This is a genomic window from Idiomarina aquatica (assembly GCF_004362895.1).
Taxonomy (GTDB): domain Bacteria; phylum Pseudomonadota; class Gammaproteobacteria; order Enterobacterales; family Alteromonadaceae; genus Idiomarina.
The window spans coordinates 61,385-83,820 of record NZ_SNXI01000010.1; the positions used below are offsets into that span (position 1 = coordinate 61,385).

16 protein-coding genes, 1 pseudogene and 1 riboswitch are annotated in these 22,436 nt (G+C 48.6%); of the genes and pseudogenes, 7 read left to right on the top strand and 10 right to left on the bottom strand.

Annotation, left to right across the window (positions count from 1 at the left end; genetic code table 11):
* Positions 1-22: 22 nt before the first annotated feature.
* Both ilvD and ilvA read left to right on the top strand, forming a co-directional pair.
* Positions 23-1,885 (top strand): dihydroxy-acid dehydratase, encoded by a 1,863-nt coding sequence (ilvD, locus tag DEU29_RS08635; RefSeq protein WP_133539963.1) that lies wholly within the window; start codon positions 23-25, stop codon positions 1,883-1,885.
* Positions 1,882-3,447 carry a threonine ammonia-lyase, biosynthetic gene (gene ilvA / locus DEU29_RS08640; protein ID WP_133539964.1) on the top strand — a complete coding sequence of 522 codons (1,566 nt, stop codon included), beginning with the start codon at positions 1,882-1,884 and terminating at the stop codon, positions 3,445-3,447. The genes ilvD and ilvA overlap by 4 nt, the downstream gene beginning before the upstream one ends.
* 7 nt (positions 3,448-3,454) lie before the next feature.
* Here ilvA and leuD read toward each other — a convergent pair whose 3' ends face one another.
* From leuD to thrA, 7 genes are all read right to left on the bottom strand, one after another.
* Complete coding sequence (leuD, locus tag DEU29_RS08645; protein WP_133539965.1) at positions 3,455-4,090, bottom strand: 3-isopropylmalate dehydratase small subunit; 636 nt, start codon at positions 4,088-4,090, stop codon at positions 3,455-3,457.
* On the bottom strand, positions 4,087-5,502 hold the full coding sequence (leuC, locus tag DEU29_RS08650) for a 3-isopropylmalate dehydratase large subunit (RefSeq protein WP_133539966.1): 1,416 nt from the start codon (positions 5,500-5,502) through the stop codon (positions 4,087-4,089). Before leuC ends, leuD begins: the two co-directional genes overlap by 4 nt.
* Positions 5,493-6,575, bottom strand: coding sequence for a 3-isopropylmalate dehydrogenase (gene leuB, locus DEU29_RS08655; RefSeq protein ID WP_208107621.1), 1,083 nt, complete (start codon positions 6,573-6,575; stop codon positions 5,493-5,495). Before leuB ends, leuC begins: the two co-directional genes overlap by 10 nt.
* The gene (leuA, locus tag DEU29_RS08660) at positions 6,572-8,149 is read right to left on the bottom strand and encodes a 2-isopropylmalate synthase (RefSeq protein ID WP_133539968.1); all 1,578 of its coding nucleotides are present in this window, start codon (positions 8,147-8,149) and stop codon (positions 6,572-6,574) included. Before leuA ends, leuB begins: the two co-directional genes overlap by 4 nt.
* A 251-nt stretch (positions 8,150-8,400) precedes the next feature.
* Positions 8,401-9,696: a threonine synthase gene (thrC, locus tag DEU29_RS08665; protein WP_133539969.1), complete on the bottom strand. Its 1,296-nt coding sequence runs from the start codon at positions 9,694-9,696 to the stop codon at positions 8,401-8,403.
* Positions 9,683-10,657, bottom strand: a complete 975-nt coding sequence (thrB, locus tag DEU29_RS08670; RefSeq protein WP_133539970.1) for a homoserine kinase — start codon at positions 10,655-10,657, stop codon at positions 9,683-9,685. The genes thrC and thrB overlap by 14 nt, the downstream gene beginning before the upstream one ends.
* 27 nt (positions 10,658-10,684) lie before the next feature.
* On the bottom strand, positions 10,685-13,126 hold the full coding sequence (gene thrA, locus DEU29_RS08675) for a bifunctional aspartate kinase/homoserine dehydrogenase I (protein WP_133539971.1): 2,442 nt from the start codon (positions 13,124-13,126) through the stop codon (positions 10,685-10,687).
* A 252-nt stretch (positions 13,127-13,378) separates the two neighbouring features.
* On the opposite strand from thrA, the gene DEU29_RS08680 reads away from it, so the two are divergent.
* From DEU29_RS08680 to DEU29_RS08690, 3 genes and pseudogenes are all read left to right on the top strand, one after another.
* Positions 13,379-14,614 carry a DEAD/DEAH box helicase gene (locus DEU29_RS08680; RefSeq protein WP_133539972.1) on the top strand — a complete coding sequence of 412 codons (1,236 nt, stop codon included), beginning with the start codon at positions 13,379-13,381 and terminating at the stop codon, positions 14,612-14,614.
* A 170-nt stretch (positions 14,615-14,784) separates the two neighbouring features.
* A pseudogene (locus DEU29_RS08685) lies at positions 14,785-15,249 on the top strand (MipA/OmpV family protein); the annotation flags it as partial.
* Between the two features lie 119 nt (positions 15,250-15,368).
* The gene (locus DEU29_RS08690; RefSeq protein WP_133539973.1) at positions 15,369-18,575 is read left to right on the top strand and encodes a S41 family peptidase; all 3,207 of its coding nucleotides are present in this window, start codon (positions 15,369-15,371) and stop codon (positions 18,573-18,575) included.
* A gap of 85 nt (positions 18,576-18,660) precedes the next feature.
* Here DEU29_RS08690 and DEU29_RS08695 read toward each other — a convergent pair whose 3' ends face one another.
* The 3 genes from DEU29_RS08695 to DEU29_RS08705 all read right to left on the bottom strand — a co-directional run bounded on the left by DEU29_RS08695 (position 18,661) and on the right by DEU29_RS08705 (position 21,029).
* Entirely contained in the window at positions 18,661-19,398 is a 738-nt protein-coding gene (locus DEU29_RS08695) for an endonuclease/exonuclease/phosphatase family protein (protein ID WP_133539974.1), read from the bottom strand.
* Positions 19,399-19,466: 68 nt separating this feature from the next.
* Positions 19,467-20,771: a type II toxin-antitoxin system HipA family toxin gene (locus DEU29_RS08700; protein WP_133539975.1), complete on the bottom strand. Its 1,305-nt coding sequence runs from the start codon at positions 20,769-20,771 to the stop codon at positions 19,467-19,469.
* Between the two features lie 3 nt (positions 20,772-20,774).
* On the bottom strand, positions 20,775-21,029 hold the full coding sequence (locus DEU29_RS08705; protein ID WP_133539976.1) for a helix-turn-helix domain-containing protein: 255 nt from the start codon (positions 21,027-21,029) through the stop codon (positions 20,775-20,777).
* Positions 21,030-21,541: 512 nt separating this feature from the next.
* A riboswitch (SAM-I-IV-variant riboswitch) is annotated at positions 21,542-21,654 on the top strand.
* Positions 21,655-21,706: 52 nt separating this feature from the next.
* Between DEU29_RS08705 and DEU29_RS08710 the strand changes: the two genes are divergently transcribed.
* Positions 21,707-22,093 (top strand): hypothetical protein, encoded by a 387-nt coding sequence (locus DEU29_RS08710; RefSeq protein WP_133539977.1) that lies wholly within the window; start codon positions 21,707-21,709, stop codon positions 22,091-22,093.
* Between the two features lie 25 nt (positions 22,094-22,118).
* Positions 22,119-22,352: a hypothetical protein gene (locus DEU29_RS08715; protein WP_133539978.1), complete on the top strand. Its 234-nt coding sequence runs from the start codon at positions 22,119-22,121 to the stop codon at positions 22,350-22,352.
* The last annotated feature ends 84 nt before the right edge of the window (positions 22,353-22,436 follow it).

Here is a 22,436-nt window from a genome sequence, read left to right on the forward strand (position 1 = left end):
TGAGCAGTCAACGAGGTTAGTTATGCCCAAGTTACGATCATCAACGGTCACACAAGGAAGAAATCGTGCTGGAGCTCGCGCTTTATGGCGTGCAACAGGCGTAAAAGATACTGATTTTGGTAAGCCCATTGTGGCAGTGGTCAACTCGTTTAGCGAGTTTGTACCCGGTCATGTTCACTTACGCGAAGTGGGCCAACTGGTTGCTGACAGCATCAGCGCCAGTGGTGGTATCGCAAAAGAATTTAACAGTATTGCCATTGATGACGGTATCGCCATGGGTCATGACGGGATGCTTTATAGCCTGCCTTCGCGCGATTTGATTGCTGACTCGGTCGAGTATGTTGTAAACGCCCACTGTGCCGATGCAATGGTGTGCATTTCAAACTGCGACAAGATCACCCCGGGCATGTTTATGGCCGCTATGCGGCTTAATATTCCTGTCGTTTTTGTTTCGGGTGGTCCCATGGAAGCAGGCAAAACGCAGCTTTCTGACCAAATTATCAAACTCGACTTGGTCGATGCTATGGTCGCTGGTGGCAACCCGACGGTATCCGACAGCGATAGCGAGTCGATTGAACAAAGCGCCTGTCCTACCTGCGGTTCCTGTTCGGGCATGTTTACCGCTAATTCGATGAACTGCTTACTCGAAGCGCTAGGGCTGGCATTGCCTGGAAATGGCTCGTTATTGGCCACCCATCAATTGCGTAAACAACTCTTTGTTGATGCCGGCAAAACAGTCATGGATTTATGCCAACGCTATTATCAAAATGACGATGACAGCGCGCTACCACGTCAAATTGCTAACCGCTCAGCTTTTGAGAATGCGATGATGCTGGATATCGCCATGGGCGGATCGACCAACACAATTTTGCACTTGCTGGCCGGGGCTTATGAGGGCGAAATTGACTTTTCCATGGCAGAAATCGATGCGTTGTCACGGCAAGTTCCCAACTTATGCAAAGTAGCTCCTGCAACACCGAAGTTTCACATGGAGGACGTGCATCGCGCAGGTGGCGTAGTAGCCATCCTGGGTGAGCTTGAACGCATGAACCTACTCAACCGCGATGTCGCACACGTCGCCTTCAAGTCCTTGGAGAGCTGGCTTGCAAAATGGGATATACGCCGCACGCAAGAAGAACACGTATTAACCTTTTACCGGGCGGGTCCGGCGGGTATTCGCACCACTAAGGCCTTTTCCCAAGATTGCTATTACCCCAGTCTTGACATTGATCGCGAACACGGCTGCATTCACTCCGGCGACTATGCTTACTCGCAGGAGGGCGGGCTGGCTATTTTACACGGTAATATTGCAGTCAACGGCTGTGTCGTAAAAACCGCAGCGGTTAACGAATCGATGTATGACTTTACTGGCCCCGCGCGGGTTTTTGACAGTCAGGATAGTGCGGTAGAAGGCATTTTAAATGGCGATGTTCAAGCCGGTGAGGTAGTTGTAATACGCTACGAGGGACCTGCCGGCGGCCCGGGAATGCAAGAAATGCTTTATCCCACCAGCTATTTAAAGTCGGTTGGCCTTGATAGTCAGTGTGCACTAATTACCGATGGTCGCTTTTCCGGCGGCACGTCTGGCTTGTCAATTGGTCATGTGTCGCCTGAGGCTGCAGCCGGTGGCGCCATCGGTCTGGTTGAAGATGGAGATACCATCACCATTGACATTACCCGTCGCTCAATAACATTAAACATCTCGGAAACGCTGTTAGCGACGCGCCGCCAGGTGATGAATGAACGCGGCTGTGATAGCTGGCAACCGATGCCGCGGCAACGCGCTGTCAGCACCGCTCTGCGCGCTTATGCAGCATTTACCAGCAGTGCCGACAAAGGTGCTGTGCGTGTCTTGCCGTTAGCGCATCCTGGGCGGGAGTTATGATGATTGAATCACTGGATACCAACGAGTTACGGCACCATTTTTTACAGCAAATTCTGCTCGCTCCTGTCTATCAGGCGGCGGTAGAAACCCCGTTGCAACGCATGCCGAAATTAAGCCATCGACTGAAACATCAGGTGTTTTTAAAACGCGAAGATCAGCAACCTATCTATTCGTTTAAGTTGCGGGGAGCGTTTAATAAACTTTATCAGCTCCGGCAGCAAGGTCACCACGGTGTAATTTGTGCCTCAGCCGGTAATCATGCTCAGGGGGTTGCCTATTCAGCCGCTAAACTCGACATGCACGCCGTGGTGGTGATGCCGGTAACCACGGCCGAAATTAAGGTGATGGCCGTTCGTGATATGGGCGCAGAAGTTATTCTGCACGGTGTTAATTTCGATAGCGCAAGTGATCACGCGCTGCAGCTGGCTCAAACTCGTCAGCTACATTATGTACCACCCTTTGATGACGAGGCTGTTATTGCCGGTCAGGGTACTGTCGCCAAAGAAATGCTCGCACAGCAGCCCAATCTTGATGTGGTCTTTGTTCCTGTCGGTGGTGGCGGCTTACTCGCCGGTATGGCAGCTTATATTAAAAGTATCCAACCACATATAAAAGTGGTTGGCGTGGAGCCGGCAGATGCGGCATCACTCAGCGCCGCGCTTGCTGCTCACTATCCTATGCGGTTATCTCAAGTTGGACTATTTGCTGACGGCACCGCTGTCAAACAAGTAGGAAAGCTGCCTTACAAAATTGCTAGTGCCCTTTGTGATGAAGTAATTACGGTTAGTTCCGATGAGATTTGTGCAGCTATAAAAGATATTTTTGATGATGCCAGAGCTATAGCCGAACCCGCCGGAGCGCTGGCGTTAGCCGGCTTAAAAAAGTTTTCGCGCACACATGAACAACAGCAAAACCTGCGCTTGGCAACGGTGTTGTCGGGGGCCAACCTGAACTTTGACAGGCTCCGTTATATCGTAGAACGAAGTGAGATTGGCGAGCTACGTGAAGCGTTACTGGCTGTAACCATTACCGAAGAGGTGGGTAGCTTCCGGCGCTTTAGCGAATTGCTCGAAGGCCGCGTTATTACCGAGTTTAATTATCGCTATGCCGATGATTCGCAAGCACATATTTTTGTCGGTATAAAACTGACCGGCGGTGATAGCGAACTAATTGATGTTAAACACACATTAGCCACTGCCGGGTATCCGTTTGTCGATTTGTCTCAGGATGAACTAGCCAAACAACATCTTAGACATATGGTCGGGGGACGTCCTCAACAGGTGTTGCAGGAGCGTTTGTATCAAGTGACCTTTCCGGAGCATCCCCGGGCGTTGAGTGACTTTCTGAGTGCGCTGGGCGATCACGCCAATATTAGCTTGTTTCACTATCGCAATCACGGCGCAGCCTATGGTGATGTGTTGGTGGGCTTTACCGATGCTTCTGAGCAAGCGCTTAACCAATTGCTACATGAACTTGGCTATCCATTTATCGATGTGACAAAACAACCCAGCTATCAATTCTTCCTGGGCAGCAGCGCTAAACACGTTGCTGCCCCAAACTAGCCTCTTATCACACGGCAAACGACTGCGGCATAAACCATGGCGCATCGTTTGCCCGCGAATCTTCATAACGGTCAATCGCATCGGCATACTGTTCAGCCATACCAATAAAGTCATTATCGTTTAGCAATTGTTCGCGATCACTAAACGCTAATTCAAAGCTGAAAACCTCACCGTTAGCCAAAATCAGTTCCTGATTCTTTAGGTCAACACTTATCTGCCGTGCCTGTTGGCTATCTGCAGAGTCGCTAATAGACTGCTGAATCGATTCAAGCGCATTGGCTGTCACGCGCGCAGGCAAGAGTTTATTGTTAATGCAGTTGCGGTAAAAAATATCAGCAAAACTACTCGCAACAATAACTTTAAAGCCAAATTGTGCTAATGCCCACGGCGCATGCTCGCGGCTCGAACCGCAGCCAAAATTATGGCCAGCAACCAATACGCTTGCCTCGTTAAACTGGGGTTTATTCAAAACGAAGTCTGGATTTTTAGTGCCATCTTCACGGTAACGCCAATCGTAAAACAGCGCTTCACCAAAACCTTCCCGCGACACCCCAGTCAAAAACTGTTTAGGAATAATTTGATCAGTGTCGACATTATCTACAGCTAACGGACACGCAGCTCCCTGGTGAAAGTAATTGCTCATATTAACCCCTCCCCACTCACTAACGGAGTACTTGATAAATAACCATGTATTGCAGCGCTTACAGCTACCGCCGGGCTAGCTAAGTGCGTTCTTGCCATACGCCCTTGTCGCCCCTCAAAATTACGATTACTGGTTGACACACAGCGTTTACCGGCGGGCACGATGTCATCGTTCATCGCAAGACACATTGAACAGCCGGGTTCACGCCATTCAAAACCAGCGGCTTTAAAAATATCGGCAAGTCCCTCGGCTTCGGCTTCGCGTTTCACTTGTGCTGAACCCGGCACCACCAGAGCTCTTACATGCGGTGCCACTCGCCCGCCTTTTACTACCGCAGCTGCTTGGCGCAAATCAACCAGCCGACTGTTCGTACACGATCCGATAAACACGACATCTACCGGGTAATCCTGCAGGGCTGAGCCAGGTGTTAAGCCCATATAATGCAATGCGTCGGCGACACTGCGCTGTAAGTCGCTGGTGTCGAACTGAGTCGGGTCAGGAACCCGGTCGGTAAGCGCCATAACCTGCTCTGGTGACGTACCCCAGGTGATTTGAGGGCGGATGCTACCAGCATCCAGTACCACTGTTTTATCAAAGGTGGCATCGGCATCTGACTTCAATGTTTTCCAACGCGCTTTAGCTCGATGCCATTGTTGTGCGCTGGGCGCTCGAGGACGTCCTTCCAGGTAACTAAAGGTCACTTCATCCGGCGCGATCAAGCCGGCTTTAGCGCCCATTTCGATGGTCATGTTACAAATCGTCATGCGTTCTTCCATGTCCATCGACTCGATTGCTTCACCGCAATACTCAACAACGTAACCACTACCTCCGGCAGTGCCAACTTTGCCAATCACCGCTAAAATAACGTCTTTTGCAGTAACGCCGGCAGGCAATTGCCCGTCTACTTGCACTTTCATGCTTTTTGCACGTTGCTGGGGTAACGTTTGCGTAGCCAAAACGTGTTCGACCTCGCTGGTGCCAATGCCAAAAGCCAGAGCGCCGAATGCGCCATGCGTTGATGTATGCGAGTCGCCGCAGACAATTGTCATTCCCGGCTGGGTAATACCTTGTTCCGGACCAATTACGTGCACAATTCCCTGATCACGATGGGTGATATCAAGCAACGGGATTCGGAACTCATCGCAATGCTGTTTTAAAGCCGTTAACTGTTGTCTGGAAACGTCACCGGCACCATCGATACGCCGGTTTTGGGTAGAAATATTATGGTCCATCGTAGCCAGTGTTGCTACGGGGTTACGTACGTCTCGCCCTGCTTGTTTTAATCCTGCGAAGGCCTGTGGCGAAGTCACCTCATGGATAAAATGAAAATCAATATAAAGCAGATCAGTACTGTCATTCATAGTCGCTACTTTATGCTGCTGATAGATTTTTTCGTATAATGTCATGCCCATGATGTTGCTTCCTCACTAATGAATCGTGCTACCGCGTCACCGACGCTGGCGGTAGAAACCGCGTTATTGCTGGTTAAATCTGCAGTTACTTGATGTTGTTTTAATGTCTGTGCGACACCTGCCTCAATTGCACAGGCGGCATCGTCGTTAGCAAAGCTGTATCGCAGCATCAGTGCTGCACTTAAAATTTGCGCGATTGGGTTAGCAATACCCAGACCGGCGATATCGGGTGCACTGCCGCCTGCAGGTTCGTAAAGACCAAATCCCCGGGTGTTAATGCTCGCTGATGGCAACAGCCCAAGCGAGCCAGCGATTGCCGCGAGTTCGTCCGAAAGGATGTCGCCAAACAAGTTATCGCAAAGCATTACGTCAAACTGACTTGGGTCCCGAATCAATTGCATCGCAGCATTGTCCACATACATGTGTTCAAGCTTTATGTGCGGATACTGCTTAGCGACGTCATCGACAACTTGTCGCCACAAGACCCCGGTCGCCATCACATTAGCCTTATCGATTGAGGTCACTTTGCCTTTACGGTTTGCGGCGGCTTCGAATGCCTTGGTTGCGATACTATAGACTTCGTTGTAACGATAGGTCTGAGTGTCAGTCGCCTGCTCTGCTGAACGCTCTTTGGCGCCAAAGTAAATACCACTGGTGAGCTCGCGAAAACAGACAATATCCATTCCCTTAGCGGTTATGTCAGCGCGCAGTGGACTTAGTACTTCAAAGCCGTCGTACCAGCGCGCGGGGCGAATATTGCAAAACAGATCAAAGTGTTGACGAAGCTTCAATAAGGCGGCTCGCTCGGGCTGCTGCTGAGGCGGCAAATTAGCCCATTTAGGTCCACCGACTGAACCGAACAAAATAGCATCACTGGTTTCGCATGCCGTTAAGGTGGCTGCGGGAAGTGCGTTGCCGGAGCTGTCGATAGCCGCACCACCAACCTCGGCATAACGATAGCAACACGAAAAATCAAATCGTTGCGCACAAGCATCTAATACCTTGGTCGCCTCATTGACCACTTCAGGGCCAATACCATCGCCGGCTAACACAGCAATATAGTAAGTGTTCATGATGCTTTCTCCTTCGACTCTGTTTGTAAATCAGTCTTGAGAGCACGCACCTGAATAGCCCGCGCAGCCGTGTTCAGCACATGGATATAAGCTTGCACCGATGCCTTGACGATATCAGTATCTAAACCGACACCATGGATGTGTTGCCCATCAAAATTCGCAGTAATATCAACTTGCCCAAGCGCATCCGCTCCACACCCCTTGGCGCTGAGTTGATAGCTCTCTAGCGAAATCGGTTGCTCTATAATGGCTTGCAGCGCGTCATACGCAGCATCAACGGGTCCATTGCCCTCTCGTGTTTGAGTCGCCAAACGCCCGTGGCAACCTAGCTTTACCGTCGCTGAGGCTTTGCCATCAGTGTCTGTCTGTGTCGTTAATTCAGCCAGGCTGTAAGGATCGTCCTGGGCCTGCAGGGATTGCGCAAAAACCAAAGCCTCCAAATCGTAGTCAAAGACTTGGCCTTTTTTATCAGCCAGCTCTAAAAAGCTGCTATATACCTCGTTTAAATCGTAGTCCTGATCGCGATATCCAAGTTCATGTAAACGATGTTTAATGACATGCTTGCCACTGCGCGACGTTAGGTTAAAGCAGTTAGCACGCATACCTATCGACTCGGGACGCATGATCTCATACGTGTTTTGTGCTTTTAGTACACCATCCTGATGGATGCCGGAGGAATGAGCGAACGCGTTGCTGCCAACAATGGCTTTATTTGCCTGAATTGGCATATTACAAACTTGACTCACCACTTGTGAGGTTCGATATATTTCGTGACCTTGAATACCAGTATGCCAGGGTAAGGTGTCAGCGCGGGTATTCAGTATCATAGCTATTTCTTCAAGCGCACAGTTACCTGCGCGCTCACCAATACCATTTACCGTGCACTCAACTTGCCTGGCGCCAGCTTCGATAGCAGCTAAGCTATTAGCAACGGCCAACCCTAAATCATTGTGGCAATGAACACTTAATCGAGCTTGATCAATGTTATTCACTCGCTCTTTTAAAGCTGTGATGATATGAGCAAATTCAGTGGGGACGGTATAACCAACGGTATCGGGAATATTAATCGTGGTGGCACCTGCCGCGATGGCGCGTTCAACCATATAACATAAGTCATCAATGGGTGTGCGCCCGGCATCCTCGCAAGAGAATTCAACGTCGTCAGTATATTGCCTTGCTAACCGGATACTGGCTTCTGCTTGCTCGGTCGCCTGTTGTAATGACTTTCTAAGTTTGTACTGCAAATGTAAGGGCGAGCTTGCAATAAACGTGTGGATTCGAGCACGTTCGGCTCCTTTTAACGCCTCTCCGCAGGCACGAATATCATCAGGAATTGCCCGCGCTAATCCACACATCACAGGGCCCTTAATTGTCTGAGCAATTTCCGCAACGGCAGAAAAATCACCCGGTGAAGAGGCTGGAAATCCAAGCTCCATCACGTCGACCCCCAAGCGGCTAATCGCGTCGGCGAGCTGAATTTTTTGCTTTTTACTGAGACTAGCCCGTAATGCCTGTTCACCGTCTCGTAAAGTTGTGTCAAAAATCCAAACTCTATTATCTGCTGTAGGTGTCATTGCGTTTCCTCTTCGGCTCTGTTGCTACCTGCCGTCGAGGCAAAAAAAAAGCCCCGACCTGAAGGCGGGGCTTTTTTTGTTCGTTTTTTTTCTATTAACGCATAAAAGCTCCCGCGCGGCTGATTAGACGCACGATGAGTAGTAGGTTAATAATTTGAACGAACATAATTTTAAACATTAGTCTTCTTTTGGCTGTTATTTATTCAACTTTATTTATTGGTATCACGCTAAAACTTGTCATGCAACCGTTTTTATTGGTAGTCGAACAAAAATTCTCTAAGTTGTTGATAATCGGGCTCCATGGTTTGGTTAAGCTCTGCTTTTCCGATAACATGCTGTAATCGTTTTGGCAGTTCTATCGATGCACCCAATATCTGTTCAACAAGCTCAGCAAACTTGGCCGGGTGCGCAGTTCCCACGATAAGACCATGCTCACCCTGTTGCTGTTGCTTTTTAAATGCAGAAAATGCTACTGCCGTGTGGGGCTCACTTAAGTAACCCTGCGAATGCAATGCTTGAAGCGCCTCTACTGTATCCTGCTCAGAAACCGAAACCGATTCAAAGCGGCCACCAAGCTCAGGATTATGTGCTAACAATGCTTCCACTCTAGGCCAATTATTAGGTGCACTAATATCCATCGCATTAGATAGCGTTTGCTTGGTTGGTGATGGCTGCCATTGCCGACTCTGTAAATACCTCGGCACCGTATCATTACTGTTGGTAGCGGCAATCACCCGCTTTATCGGTAAACCGAGTTGCATAGCCAAAAGTGCGGCACATACGTTACCGAAATTGCCACTTGGAACCACTATGGTCGTGCGGTTTTGTTTGTCAGTCGACAACTGTGCCCACGCTTCAAAGTAATAACATACCTGCGCAAATAAACGACTAATGTTAATCGAGTTGGCAGAGTTTAAATTTAGATGATTTACTGCCTCTGCGTCATTAAACAGTTGTTTTACTAGTGCCTGACACTGATCAAAGTCACCATTAACAGCAATACTCTGCACGTTATCGCCCAAGGTCGTAAATAACCGCGCTTGAAGCGGACTCACTTTATTCTGAGGATACAGCACTACAACCCGGGCACTTGATTGACGATAAAACGCGGCAGCAACTGCAGCGCCGGTATCCCCCGATGTTGCAGTGACAATGGTCGACGGTCGATTATCACCATTAACCTCTTTTGCCTTTGCCAGCGCCAACGCCATAAAACGTGCACCAAAATCTTTAAAGGCCAGCGTTGGTCCATGAAATAACTCAAGGCAACTGACCGCTTCGTTTACCGCAACCACAGGGGCAGCAAAGTTAAACGCCTGTTGTGCCATCTCCGTGGCATCTTCAATACTGATATCGCCACCTGCCAGCGCCGACAAAATCACGCCGCTGCGTTGCGCAAAAGGCATGGCCAGCAGTTCATCAACAGGGAGCTTTGGCAGCTCTTCAACCTTTGGAAAAAAAAGGCCCTGACTGCGCCCCAAACCGATACGGACCGCGTCATAAAAACTGACACATTGACTCTCATCAGCGAGATTAACTAATGGCATTTGGTGCCTCCTCCGATACTAATAAACGCGCTCCCGATAAATCTACCCGACAATGATGAGTCATCGCATCCGCATTCGTGTGGTAGTGGTTTTCAAACAGCTGTTGTGCTTGCCGAGCCTGTTCGTCATCGGTACACAATGCAAATAATGTTGGTCCGGCGCCTGAAATACCCAAATGATGAATACCTAAGCGATGCGCCTGCTCACGCAATGATGCAAGCTTTGGAATCAACGGCTGGCGGTACGGCTCTGCAATAGTATCCTCGAGCGCATTCAGCGCCAAAGCTTCATTCTCCGTATACAATCCACTAACAAAGCTTGCTAAGTTTTTTGCCGCGCGGACGGTTGTTGGCAATGCAATGGTTGCCGGCAAAACCTGCCTCGCCATGGCCGTGTTGATCACAGTGCCTGGGTAACTCACCACAACCGACCAATGACTGAACCAAGGCAATTTAAGCGCCGGTTCGTCCAGGCTTGGTGTCATCAACTGCATACCCCCTAAAAACGCTGGTGCAACGTTATCAAGATGCACCGAACCGCTCACGCCACCCTCGATTTCTGCCATTAGATTGAGTAATTCCATCGTCGTTAGCGGCTCTGCAAAAAAGTGATTGAGCCCATAACAGGTCACTACCACCGAACACGCGCTTGAGCCTAAACCACTACCTACCGGCAACTCCTTTTGTAGCGTGAAATTAAGTTCCGGCAATGGCTTGGCTACTAAGCGTCGAAAAGCCGTCCAACAGCGCAGCACCAAGTTATCTTGCGATTTAGTCGGCAACTGGTGCCGATAGCGGCCCGCTACTACCAGTTTAGATTTTGTTGAATGTTTAGCCGCGGTCGCTATAGCGAGTCGGTCACCCAGCAGCTCACCATTAACGGGTGATAGTGCCAGCCCGAGGGTATCAAATCCGACTGAAAAATTGCCGATAGAGGCCGGCGCATAATAGGTCTTTTCCATCACTTAACTCCCTATTCGAACAGTCGTTCAAGCCTGTTGCTGCCAAGCCAACGTGCGCATAATATCGCTAAAAATACCAGCCGCTGTCACCGTTGCTCCCGCGCCATAACCGCGCAGCACAAATGGAATAGGCTGGTAATAATCACTTTGAATCACTAGTGCATTTTCACCATTTTTAATCGTTGCCAGTGGGTGATCAGGTTCCAGCTCTAAGATTTGCACCTGGCATTGGTTATCGTGGATTTCCGCAACGTAACGCAACACCTTTCCTTGCTTATTTGCCTGCTGATAACGTTGTTGATAATAGGCATCCAACTGCGGGAGTTTTGCCATAAAATCGTCAATACTGTCGCTATCGTCGGTAAAACCCGGCGGCAATAAAGGTTCGATAGTTATGTCATTAAGCTCCAACGGCAGACCTATTTCACGTGCCATAATCAATAGTTTTCGCGCCACGTCCATGCCTGATAAATCATCCCTGGGATCCGGCTCGGTATAGCCTTTTTGTTTCGCCTGAATTATGGCTTGCGAAAAGCTTTCACCTTCTTCCAGCAAGCCAAATAAGTACGACAATGAACCCGACAAAATACCGCCGAACTGGCGTAACTGGTCACCGGCATGCTGCAACCCCTGTACAGCGTCAATAATCGGCAGCCCCGCGCCAACCGTCGTTTCGTAAAGATAGCGCCTGTGTTTGGCCCGGGCTGTTTCTCGTAACTGCTGGTAATAATCCCACCCCATGGTATTGGCTTTTTTGTTCGGCGTGACCACATGGAAGCCATTATTCAAAAACTCTTGATAGCTTGACGCGATTTCGGCCGAACTGGTGCAATCCACGAGCACAGGGTTGACCAAATGCTGGCGTTTAACGAACTGCTTTATCGCCTCTACGCTGTATGCCTGTTTAGCGTTATCGAGTTTTGCCTGCCACTGACCTAAATCGATGCCCTTTTTACTGAGTAATAACTGACGGCTATTCGCGATACCAAACACCCGCAGTTTCACATTACGTTTTTGCAAGAACTGCTGTTGACGCTCAAGCTGTTCCAGCAATTGACGCCCCACCGTGCCGCAGCCCACCAAAAACAAATCGATACTGGGCATGTGAGTAAAGAAGTTTTCATGACATACGGTAATCGCATCAGGCGCTTCAGAATCGTTAATAACTGCAGAAACAGCCCGTTCATTACTATCTTGCGCCATTGCACAAACATTGACATGCGCTTGCGCAAGCGAGGCAAAAAATCGTGCAGCGAGCCCCACCTGCTGACGCATTCCATCACCTATAAGGGATATGATCGCCATATTCTTTTGCACCTGCAGCGGCTTTATTAAGCCAGAGGCTAACTCTAATTCAAACTCGCTTCTTAACGCCTTTTTAGTCTGTGCAACACACCGTTGCTCAATACAAAAACTAATGCTGAACTCTGAGGACGACTGAGTAATCAGGTTGATTGAAATATTACAATTCGCCAGACTCGAAAACACCCGAGCGGAAATACCCGCTACGCCTTTTAAGCCGGGTCCCGAAACCGTCACTAACGCCATGTCTTGTAAACTTGACAGGCCCTTTACAGGCAAGCTGATATCACCTTGCGCATCGATCAACGTCCCCGGAGCGTCTGGGTTATCACTATTTTTAATCCGGCAAGGGACACCAAACTGGGCCAAGGGGGCAATAGTTTTAGGATGTAAAATACGGGCTCCAAAGTGCGATAACTCCATCGCTTCTTCGTAATTCAATCGGGTGATAAGCCTGGCATCGTCTACCGCCCTGGGATCTGCGGTAAAAACGCCATCCACATCGGTCCATATTTCACAACTTTCAGCATTTATCGCCGCAGCGATCACCGCAGCAGAATAATCCGAGCCATTCCGACCCAGTAAGCACAGTCCCCCATCTTCATGGCTTGCCTGGAAACCTGGCACTAGTACCAGGCCAGGCTGACTTTGTTTGAGCCAAAGCTGTATTAACTTTGCTGTTTCTCTAATATTGACCTGCGCATTCAGATAGTCGCCAGACGCACTTATGCACTGTTCGACCGGTAACAGCGGCGTCTTGGCTTGTGTTCCGTTATCAACTAATACCTGCATCACCTTAACGCTTATCAGTTCGCCAATAGCCATCAATTTTGCCCGCGTTCTCGGTGTGCATTCTTGCAGCAGCGCTATTCCCTGTAGTTGCTGTTCCAATCGTTGAGTTAAGTCGTTAATAAACGCCTCAAGTCCCGGGTGATCTTTAATAATAAATTCCATGCAGCGCTGTCGCCATTGAGCTAATAGCTCAGGATTAGGCTCGCCGATAAGCGCCTGTGAGATCATCTGTTCAAGTAAATTCGTGACGCCTTTAGGTGCTGATAAAATAACGGTTAGCTGCGTGTTGTTTGCACGCTCAGTGATAAGGTCACTCACGCGTCGCATGTGTGCCATCGATGCTAATGACGAACCGCCAAATTTCAGTACCTGCATTGTCTTATCTCCACTTTTAGGCAAAAAAAAACCCACGGTTTTTAGGCCGTGGGCTTTTTGTTTTCTTAATTTTATTTAAGTCAACAAAGCTCGCCACAGGCCCGCAGGCTTGTGGTTGTAATTAGGGTTAGGCTCTGTTGTGTAATATTCATGTTAGCCAGCATCGCTTTTTACCATGCACTTGTCAATGCGTTAACTGCCGCGGTGATGTAGAATGGCGTCAATTATCACTATTAAGTTGCACATTTATACATGACTTTTTCTGATCTCGGACTGTGTCCGGAAATCCTTTCTGCCCTGACTCGTCAGGGCTATACCAAGCCCACTCCGATTCAAGCGCAAGCAATTCCTCCTGTACTTAACGGCAATGACGTTATGGCTGCGGCTCAAACCGGTACCGGGAAAACCGCAGGATTTACCCTGCCGATTTTACAGATGTTGAAAGATGGTGAGCGCGCTAAGTCGAATACAGCACGGGTTCTTATCTTGACCCCGACGCGTGAACTTGCAGCCCAGGTGGGTGAAAGTGTCGCCACCTACGGCGCAGGCTTACCACTAAACTATGCAGTGGTCTTCGGTGGCGTTAAAATTAACCCACAAATGATGAAGCTGCGTAAAGGCGTCGACATTCTTGTCGCCACACCCGGACGACTGCTCGATCTGTACCAACAAAACGCCGTTCGCTTCCCTAAACTCGACGTATTAGTGCTGGACGAAGCCGACCGTATGCTGGACATGGGCTTTATTCATGACATCAAGAAGATCATCAAGTTATTACCGGCAAAACGCCAGACACTGATGTTTTCGGCAACGTTTTCTGATGAAATCCGTACACTGGCCAAAAGTTTAGTCAACAGCCCGGTAGAGGTGTCTGTGGCACCACCTAATTCTACCGCAGAGCGCATCGAACAAACCTTATATGCGGCGCAAAAAAGCGAAAAGCCTCGCATGCTGATGCAAATTCTACGCAACCTTAACTTACCTCAAGTACTGGTATTTTCGCGCACTAAGCACGGCGCAAACCGACTGGTTAAACAGCTCGATGCGGGTGGTTTCTCGGCTGCAGCTATTCACGGCAACAAAAGCCAAGGCGCGCGCACAAAGGCCTTGGGCGACTTTAAAGCCGGTAAGGTACAAGTACTGGTCGCCACCGATATTGCCGCGCGTGGACTCGACATCGAAAAGCTGCCCTATGTGATAAATTATGATCTGCCACAGGTGGCTGAAGACTACGTTCATCGCATCGGCCGCACCGGTCGTGCTGGTCAGGTGGGCCATGCTATTTCATTGGTAATGGATGAAGAATTTAAAACCCTGAAGGCGATTGAAAAGTTGATTGGCCAACCGATAAAACGCGATCAACTGGAAGGCTTCGCTGACGTTGAACTGAACGGCAAAACGCCACCACCGAAGAAAACTCAACGACCACCGCGCAAGCCAAAGCCGGGCGGTGCTCGTGGTCGCAAAAATAATCGGAAAAGCGGTTAATACTCGACTATGGCTTTAGTCAGCCGACATCACGTCAAAGGCTTTGCCAACCATGTCATTGTTCTTCAGGCAGCCCAATAACACATGAGCGACATCCTCTCGCGGTATCGAACCCGCGGGCAGATGTTCACCAATATCGACCCGACCGGTGAGAGAATGATTCCGAGGACGGCTATTTGGATGGGCTTGGTGATCAGGACGAAGGCGCTGAACTGGTGCTGCAAGCGCGTCGTGCGCTCGATGCCGACTGGCGCTACTGGTTGGTGAGCCGTGTGGTAGCCAGTGACGAGGGAAATCTTGCCCTGTTTGGTATCGGCCGTCGTTTTGGCGACCAAGTTGACGGTACGGGTTCAGAAGTTAATTTAGTAGCGACGTTCCACGACAGTGAGTATGCGACCAAGGGATTTGGCATAGACGCGGGCCAGGCTGCTGCGTCCGGTTTGCCACAGACATCAATGAGTGGCGGATTGCGCTCGATAGGCGTTGATTTTAATTACCGCCAATACATCAATGAGAATTGGCAGCTCTACGGTGAGGCTTTGTTTGAATATTACAGTAGTGATGTTCGGGATAGTCCGATTGCTCGTAGCAACTACGAAGCAGAGGTCGGTATAGGTTTCATTTACATCTTCTAGTCGCGCAAAATGCGCGGCCTACCGAGTAAGACGTGCAACCCCTCGCACTTCGCGGAATGATAGTGAGATGTATCATTCCGCGATAATGAATAAATCTAACTAAAATAGGCAACAAAACTATGAAACGACTGCTTACAAGCTTGCTTGTATCTGCGGCGCTGGGGGCGTCCGCGTCTGATGGTAGCTCAGAACGACCTTTGATTATGCAACCCGAAATTAGTCCTGATGGGACGCGAATCGCCTTCAGTTACCAGGGCGATATTTGGACAATGTCGACATCGGGCACCAATCCAAACCGTTTAACCATCCACGAAGGCTATGAAAGCTCACCGAAATGGTCAAAAGACGGCAGTTCCATAGCATTCAGTAGTGACCGCTTTGGTAATGATGACGTGTTTATCATGCCAAGCGAGGGCGGCCGTCCCGATCGCTTAACCTATCACAGTGCCCCCGATCGTGTTTTAGGGTTTAGCAACGATAACCAAGTACTCTTTAATACTCGCCGTTTATACGCTGAAGTTGAACGCGAGTGGGAAGTCTATGGTGTAGCTCCGACAGATGACGCTACCGAATCGCGGTATATGGACGCTCTGGGCTTTGATGCAGTGGTTTCTCCGGACGGCACAAAGATTGCTTTTGTACGCAGTACCGCCAGAGTATCACGTGAGGATTACCGTGGCCCTGCCAATCGCAATATCTGGATTTATGACACCGAAACCAGTGAATACGAACAGCTAACCGACTTTGATGGCAATGACTTTATGCCTAAATGGTCGAGCAATAACGAGTTGTACTTTATTTCTGCTCGCGCCGGTAAATACAACGTGTTCAAGCAGAAGCTAGGTTCGAGGCGTGCAACACAAGTCACCGATGAAAGCGAGTTTGGTGTAGAGCACTTTAGTATTGATAAACAAGCAAACCATCTTGTTTATCAGGCAGCTGATAAAGTTAAACTTGTCGCTGATGGTAAGAGCTCATCGCTCGACCTGTCAATTCCTACGGACTTTCGTTTTGACCCGGTCACCAAAAAATCAACCACGGACTCACTGGATGAATACAGTGTATCCCCTGACGGTAAATTAATTTCTTATGTCGTGCGTGGCGATTTGTTTGTAAAACGCAACGATAAAGAAGATAAACGGTCAGTCAGACTAACAACAGGTGCCGCACGAGACAGAGATGTCACCTGGCTTGACGACAACACCTTGTTGTTTGTGTCAGACCGCGATGGACAAAACGATATATTTGCGCTGACATCGGCTGACTCTGAAGAGCCAAACTTGTTTAAATCGCTGAAGCATTCAGTAACACCTGTCACACGCACCGACGCGCAAGAAAGCCAGCCTCTGGTTTCTCCGGATGGCAAGAAAGTAGCCTACCGTGAAGGGCGCGGTAAATTGATTGTCGCTGACATTACTGCAGACAAGTCATTAACCAATAGAGTTACCTTGTTAGACGGCTGGGCAACACCCAGCGGCATAAGTTGGTCACCAGACAGTAACTGGTTAGCTTACGCTAAATCGGATCTGTCGTTTAACAGCGAAGTCTTTATTCATGCTGCCGATAACTCGCAAGAACCTGTTAATGTCAGTATGCATCCGAAAGGCGATTACAGCCCGGTTTGGTCGCCCGATGGTAGCAAGCTAGGCTTTACGTCCATGCGTAATAACGGTGATTACGACATTTGGTTTGCCTGGTTAACAGAAAGCGATTGGCAACGCTCAAAAGAAGAGTGGAAGCGCGATGAGTTTGTAGACGAAACGGCTGATGCCAAAAAAGACGAAGACGACTCGGAAGTTGATGAAAAAGCAGTCGAGCCGATGCAAATTGATTTAGATCGCATCTATGAACGACTGGTTCAGGTCACGCGTTTTGCCGGTAATGAATCGGGCTTAGCGTTCGACAAAGAAGGCGAGCATGTTTATTACACCATTGGTGGTGCTGGCCGTCAGAACTTTAAAATGGACCAGGATCTGTTCAAGATTAAGTGGAACGGTGAGGATAAAAAACAGGTCATTGAGGGTAACAAAAGCCCACGTAGCTTATCGTTGAGTAACGACGGCAAGCACTTGTTTGCGTTAACCGGTAAAGGCCAGTTAGTCAAAGTAGACACCAAAAAAGACAAGCCCGAAACCTTATCGACCGTGTCTCAACAGAACATCGAGCACATGGCCGAGCGCGCGCAGATCTTTGATGAAGCCTGGCAAGCACTTAATGCCGGATTTTACGATCCTGAATTCCATGACAATGACTGGCAGGAGCTAAAAGAAAAGTACCGTCCATTAGCATTAAAAGCATCAACCAAAGAAGATTTTCAGTATATCTTCAACTTGATGCTGGGTCAGGTTAACGCCAGCCATATGGGCTTATACCGCGGTGAAAACCAAAAACAGACTCAAAAAACCCAAACCGGTTTAGTGGGTGTTGAGGTTATACCAACCGATGCAGGCTTAGAGGTAACTTCTGTTCTTAACAAAAGCCCTGCAGCACGCGATGACAGCCGCCTGCAAGTCGGTGATGTCATTACTCAAGTCAATCAACAATCGGTCAAAGACACCAACTTCTATGAGTTGCTGAATGGCTACGCAAACCAACGGGTGTTGCTCAACATCAAGCGTGCCAATGAGGACACCGAAGTCGTGTTGTGGCCAACCACCAGCTTGAGCGATGAGAAGTACGACAACTGGGTCGAGACGCGCCGTGCAATGACCGAAGAGTACTCCGACGGACGCTTAGGTTACTTGCATATTCGCGGTATGAACTGGACCAGCTTTGAGCGTTTTGAGCGCGAATTGATGGCTGCCGGTTACGGCAAAGACGGTATCGTCATTGACGTGCGTTATAACGGCGGGGGCTGGACAACCGACTACCTGATGGCCGTCTTAAACGTTGAACAGCACGCTTATACCATTCCTCGTGGTGCCACTGACGACCTGGACAAAGACCAGAAGAAGTTCAGAGACAAATACCCCTACTCTGAACGCTTACCGTTATCGGCGTGGACTAAGCCATCTATTGCCATGAGTAACGAAAACAGCTATTCAAATGCTGAAATCTTCTCTCATGCCTATAAAGCCTTAGGCATCGGCAAGTTGGTTGGTCGCCCCACCTTTGGTGCGGTAATCAGTACCGGCGCTGAACGTCTTGTTGATGGGTCTATTATCAGAATGCCATTTAGAGGCTGGTGGGTTAAGGAATCCGACGCCAATATGGACTTTACCCCGGCACAGCCCGATATCGAGGTATTCAACCCGCCGGCTTATAAAGCCAAAAACGTGGATCCGCAGTTAAAACGTGCGGTTGATGAGTTATTGAAAACTCTGTAGAGCGTTTTATTGAGAGGTAAAGAGGGAAAGTGAGCTCTGTCGCAGGGGCTCACTTTTTTTGTGGTAAAACGTTAGTTCTGAGTCGCTATAGTCTGAATCGTGCATAAAGCGGGTTGTGATCAGACACTTTACTGGTATCTATCGCTAATGTTTCCTGCAATGCCAGATCGCGATAAAAGATGAAGTCGAGCGGATGTTGTCGGTAGGCCTTAACATGATGAGGGTCGACCATAATTGCTTGCCGAAGACCCACACTGCGACAGAACTGCAACAAGCTTAGCCGGCGCTGGCGACTCCACACGTTAAAATCACCCGCCACAATAAGCGGTCCTTTATGTTCTAGTATTTCTTCTTTGATAAGCTCTATTTCTTGGGAAAACTGGCGCGCACGAACAAAGTTAATCGCGTGAACATTGACGACCAGCAGTGAGCCGCCCTCTGCCAACGAGTGATGAGAGAGCATGTAACTTTTATGAGTTGCGAACATGCCTTCGCGCTTGCTGCTCAGCCGAGCCTGAGCTTCTTTAAACGCATAACCGCTTGCCGTAAGAACACCATAGACAGAGCGCCGGGTTTGCATATTCGGCGCCACCGCATAAGACCAGCTCGGCAGCAGCCAATTATTTTTTGCGCTCAGCTTCACCTCCTGGAGTAACAAAAACAAACTCGGGTAGTCTGTTAAAACGCGTGATAAAGTGCGCTGAAACTCTGGCTTTTCGGTCAGTTTTTGCGTATTCCAGCACAGCACGCCAAACTCTTCCCCATGATGAATAGGGTGTTTGTGAATAAACTGCTGAGGAAATAAAACTTTGGGTTTAAGCACACGCCCGCCTCGTTAATAACCAACCTTTAGTACGTTATCTTGGCATCGATGGTTTTATCGAGTGTTCTCTAAAGTCGTTGGCTGTACCTGCGCATACCATTGAAAATGGGTTCAGCAATAAAACTGGGGAACGACTCAGGTAAATCGCGAGTAACTTGCTCTATGACACTCTCAGTTCCTTCAGCCATATCGTCTAATATCTCGTTCATAGCGTCTTGGCTAAAACCAACCTCTTTAGCGGTTGCCAGAAAGTGCTCTCGACGGATCATTCGGCATTCGTACTTTCTGCCATGGCTCCCCTTAAGCGACATGGCAAGCTTTAGGTCTTTTTCGTGCAGACCCTTTTTATTAATAGCAGGAAACGCCGATAGGATATCGTAGAGTGGCGTTAAGCGATATCGGTTTTCACGCTCTATAAAAACAGAAAAGTTTTTGGCATGGCCGTCTGTCGCGCCCAACAACCAAAATAAGACTTGCGCACGCATGAAGGTATAACGATCCTCAATAGGTGTAACCGACCCTAGCAGCTCCTTCATAATTTGCGAAACTGCAGGACCGCCATCGGTTTCATATTTTCTTGCCGGTGATGTACCAGTCACCTGGCAAAAGTCCTCTTGCGGAAGACGTATTATCCATGACCCGTCTGGGCTTTGCTTACGGTCAAAACGCTCTACGGCAAGCGCTTTCATACCATCAGGCGTAATGACTTCGCAATTTGCGGCTTTAAACCCATACGCTTTTGCAATTTGCAGACATAAGTATTCGTTCTCAACGCTATGTCGCATGTCAATAACTCGGTCATGAGACTGTATCTCACCGATGGGTAGCTTGATAATGTGAGTCGTTGGTGTCGCGTTGTGGGGCAAGCACCACTGCCCGTTGTGAAATAATAAAGCGGTTTTCTCCTGGGCACCTGCAAGAGAAATGCGAAAATCAGCCTCACCTCTTAACATACCCAGCGGGGTTTTGGATTGATATCCCCTCAAGATTCTCGCTAATTGCTTTTCAGATAGAGGGCTCAGGTCAATGCACTTTAAATTGGGTGGCTGTGTCTTATGAGGTAAGAGCTGTATAGCGCCAACACAGTCCCGGCCGATTTGGGTTAAAATATCAAATGGCTCAGTAGAGTCAGCCTGAAAACGTGCAACGATTCGCTCGCGAATTTCCCGGGAGTCGGGAAGTAGGTTGTCAAAATAATTATAAACTTCTGGTCCCGGATAGGGCTTGCTCCGAAGCGGCAGTGACAGTGATATACAGCGTCGCCCCGGCGAATCCAGCCAGCTTTCATCATAGCCAAACGTATTCGCCCCGCTCCTGCTACGCCCGTACTCACCCACTTTTAGACCGTTCATGTAAACATCTAGTTTATCCATTGTTTACCACTCTTCAGTCCATTCTGACGAATCGCCCTGGCTTCCGGCGTCTCGCGTATTTATATCTATTTTTAAATTAAGCGCGGCCAGAATCTTAAAGAAGGTCTCTAGTTTGCAGGATTGGGGTTTATTTTCGAAATCCGACACTGTGGCAACACGAATGCCCACAAGCTTTGCAATATCAGACTGAGTGAGGCCGCTTTTACTGCGGTAGTCCTTTATAAACGCACTAAGCTGCTCAGGTCTTGTGATATTCATGATATTTACCCGTATAGTCGCCGTTCAGATTAGACTCTAAGTATACGGTAAAGCGTAATACTAGCAAGTATACTCTATACCGTATAAAAAAGATAAATACGCTATAGAGTAAAATGGTAAATTATGTTGAACTCTGAAAAGGCCGATGACCATTGTTACTGGGTTCTGAAGAACATAAGTTGAATTAACTATATGGAGTTGGCCAGATTTAGTTTGCCACAACACTTAGTCTTTTCTGAATTCAGGTAGAGAAGGTTAAGCGAGCTTCCGGTGAGTCTGTTGAGCGCGCTTATTGCCTTTACTTTAAAGCAAAACTTGCTATCCGCCTATGGAACTTCCTATTGTTAAAATCATCACTGCTGACTTGGCATTGAACCGTTCGCTTTAATAGGCCTGATTTAAGCTTCATTAATTATACCCCACCTTTGAACCATATCGTCAGTCAGTCCAGTTGTCTATCCCCCCACCCCATTTGGACGCCTAGACATCCATAAGCAGTTTTGCTATTATATCTCCCGCATTAAGAGAAGAGCGATGCTCTCGCCAACCTGCCGGTCTGGGTAAGGTGGTTACTAAGGAGTTCCTTAGGATGTGCCTGTCGATGTCAGGAACCATCAGACACACATTGCATTGCTCTCCTTACTTGCACTTTGTTTAACGCAATTAAGGAGATACCCATGAGTCATCCCCATGACTATAAGCGCGAAAACGCCCCTAAAGCTTACTTAAAGCGTGAGTTTGTCGAGCCAGTGCCGAATCAAATCACGTTTGCTGCAATGATAGGCTCGTACCGCATTTTTGTACTCGACTTATCCCAGCATTACTCTGCAATCAAGTCCAGTGCAGGCGAGCCCTACATTTGTTCGGCTATTCAAGAAGACTCAAGCGGTGTGCATCGTATTCGCGGCACCGTTAGTCATTATATTTTGGTAGTCGATAACAAAACACTTGCGCGCTATGACACCGACGGCCGCTTTATCGATGAGACTGGCGATATTCCTTTACCAACTGCAAGAAGCAGTGCTCGGTTAAAGGGTAAAAACTCATCCCTGCAATTGAAGTAATTAGGTGTTTAATAAGGAGGCTGTCATGCAATCGATTTGGAACTATGTTGAAAATCAAGCGTTGCTTAACTGGAAAGAGCATTGCCGTCGTGTAGAGCGCTACGAAGAGGGTACAAAGTTCATCCGTGAAGGGCTAAATGAGTTGGGTCTACCAGGTAAAAGTAGTATTGAGCGACTGAATAAACTCAAAACATTCCTGGGTTATACCAACCAACAAGCGGCCGACTCTTTGGTTATTGATGCAAAAGGGCCTTGTTGATCAAATCATTATTGAGGGTAAACTCCCCCTTTCCCCAACTCGGGGTTAGCGCACCATTTCGCTCACAGGCATACCAAGGCGTGT

What these genes read in the sequence shown, in the direction of transcription:
- ilvD (WP_133539963.1), top strand. Translation starts at nt 23, where the DNA reads ATGCCCAAGTTACGATCATCAACGGTCACACAAGGAAGAAATCGTGCT.
- ilvA (WP_133539964.1), top strand. Translation starts at nt 1,882, where the DNA reads ATGATGATTGAATCACTGGATACCAACGAGTTACGGCACCATTTTTTA.
- leuD (WP_133539965.1), bottom strand. Translation starts at nt 4,090, where the DNA reads ATGAGCAATTACTTTCACCAGGGAGCTGCGTGTCCGTTAGCTGTAGAT.
- leuC (WP_133539966.1), bottom strand. Translation starts at nt 5,502, where the DNA reads ATGGGCATGACATTATACGAAAAAATCTATCAGCAGCATAAAGTAGCG.
- leuB (WP_208107621.1), bottom strand. Translation starts at nt 6,575, where the DNA reads ATGAACACTTACTATATTGCTGTGTTAGCCGGCGATGGTATTGGCCCT.
- leuA (WP_133539968.1), bottom strand. Translation starts at nt 8,149, where the DNA reads ATGACACCTACAGCAGATAATAGAGTTTGGATTTTTGACACAACTTTA.
- thrC (WP_133539969.1), bottom strand. Translation starts at nt 9,696, where the DNA reads ATGCCATTAGTTAATCTCGCTGATGAGAGTCAATGTGTCAGTTTTTAT.
- thrB (WP_133539970.1), bottom strand. Translation starts at nt 10,657, where the DNA reads ATGGAAAAGACCTATTATGCGCCGGCCTCTATCGGCAATTTTTCAGTC.
- thrA (WP_133539971.1), bottom strand. Translation starts at nt 13,126, where the DNA reads ATGCAGGTACTGAAATTTGGCGGTTCGTCATTAGCATCGATGGCACAC.
- DEU29_RS08680 (WP_133539972.1), top strand. Translation starts at nt 13,379, where the DNA reads ATGACTTTTTCTGATCTCGGACTGTGTCCGGAAATCCTTTCTGCCCTG.
- DEU29_RS08690 (WP_133539973.1), top strand. Translation starts at nt 15,369, where the DNA reads ATGAAACGACTGCTTACAAGCTTGCTTGTATCTGCGGCGCTGGGGGCG.
- DEU29_RS08700 (WP_133539975.1), bottom strand. Translation starts at nt 20,771, where the DNA reads ATGGATAAACTAGATGTTTACATGAACGGTCTAAAAGTGGGTGAGTAC.
- DEU29_RS08705 (WP_133539976.1), bottom strand. Translation starts at nt 21,029, where the DNA reads ATGAATATCACAAGACCTGAGCAGCTTAGTGCGTTTATAAAGGACTAC.
- DEU29_RS08710 (WP_133539977.1), top strand. Translation starts at nt 21,707, where the DNA reads ATGAGTCATCCCCATGACTATAAGCGCGAAAACGCCCCTAAAGCTTAC.
- DEU29_RS08715 (WP_133539978.1), top strand. Translation starts at nt 22,119, where the DNA reads ATGCAATCGATTTGGAACTATGTTGAAAATCAAGCGTTGCTTAACTGG.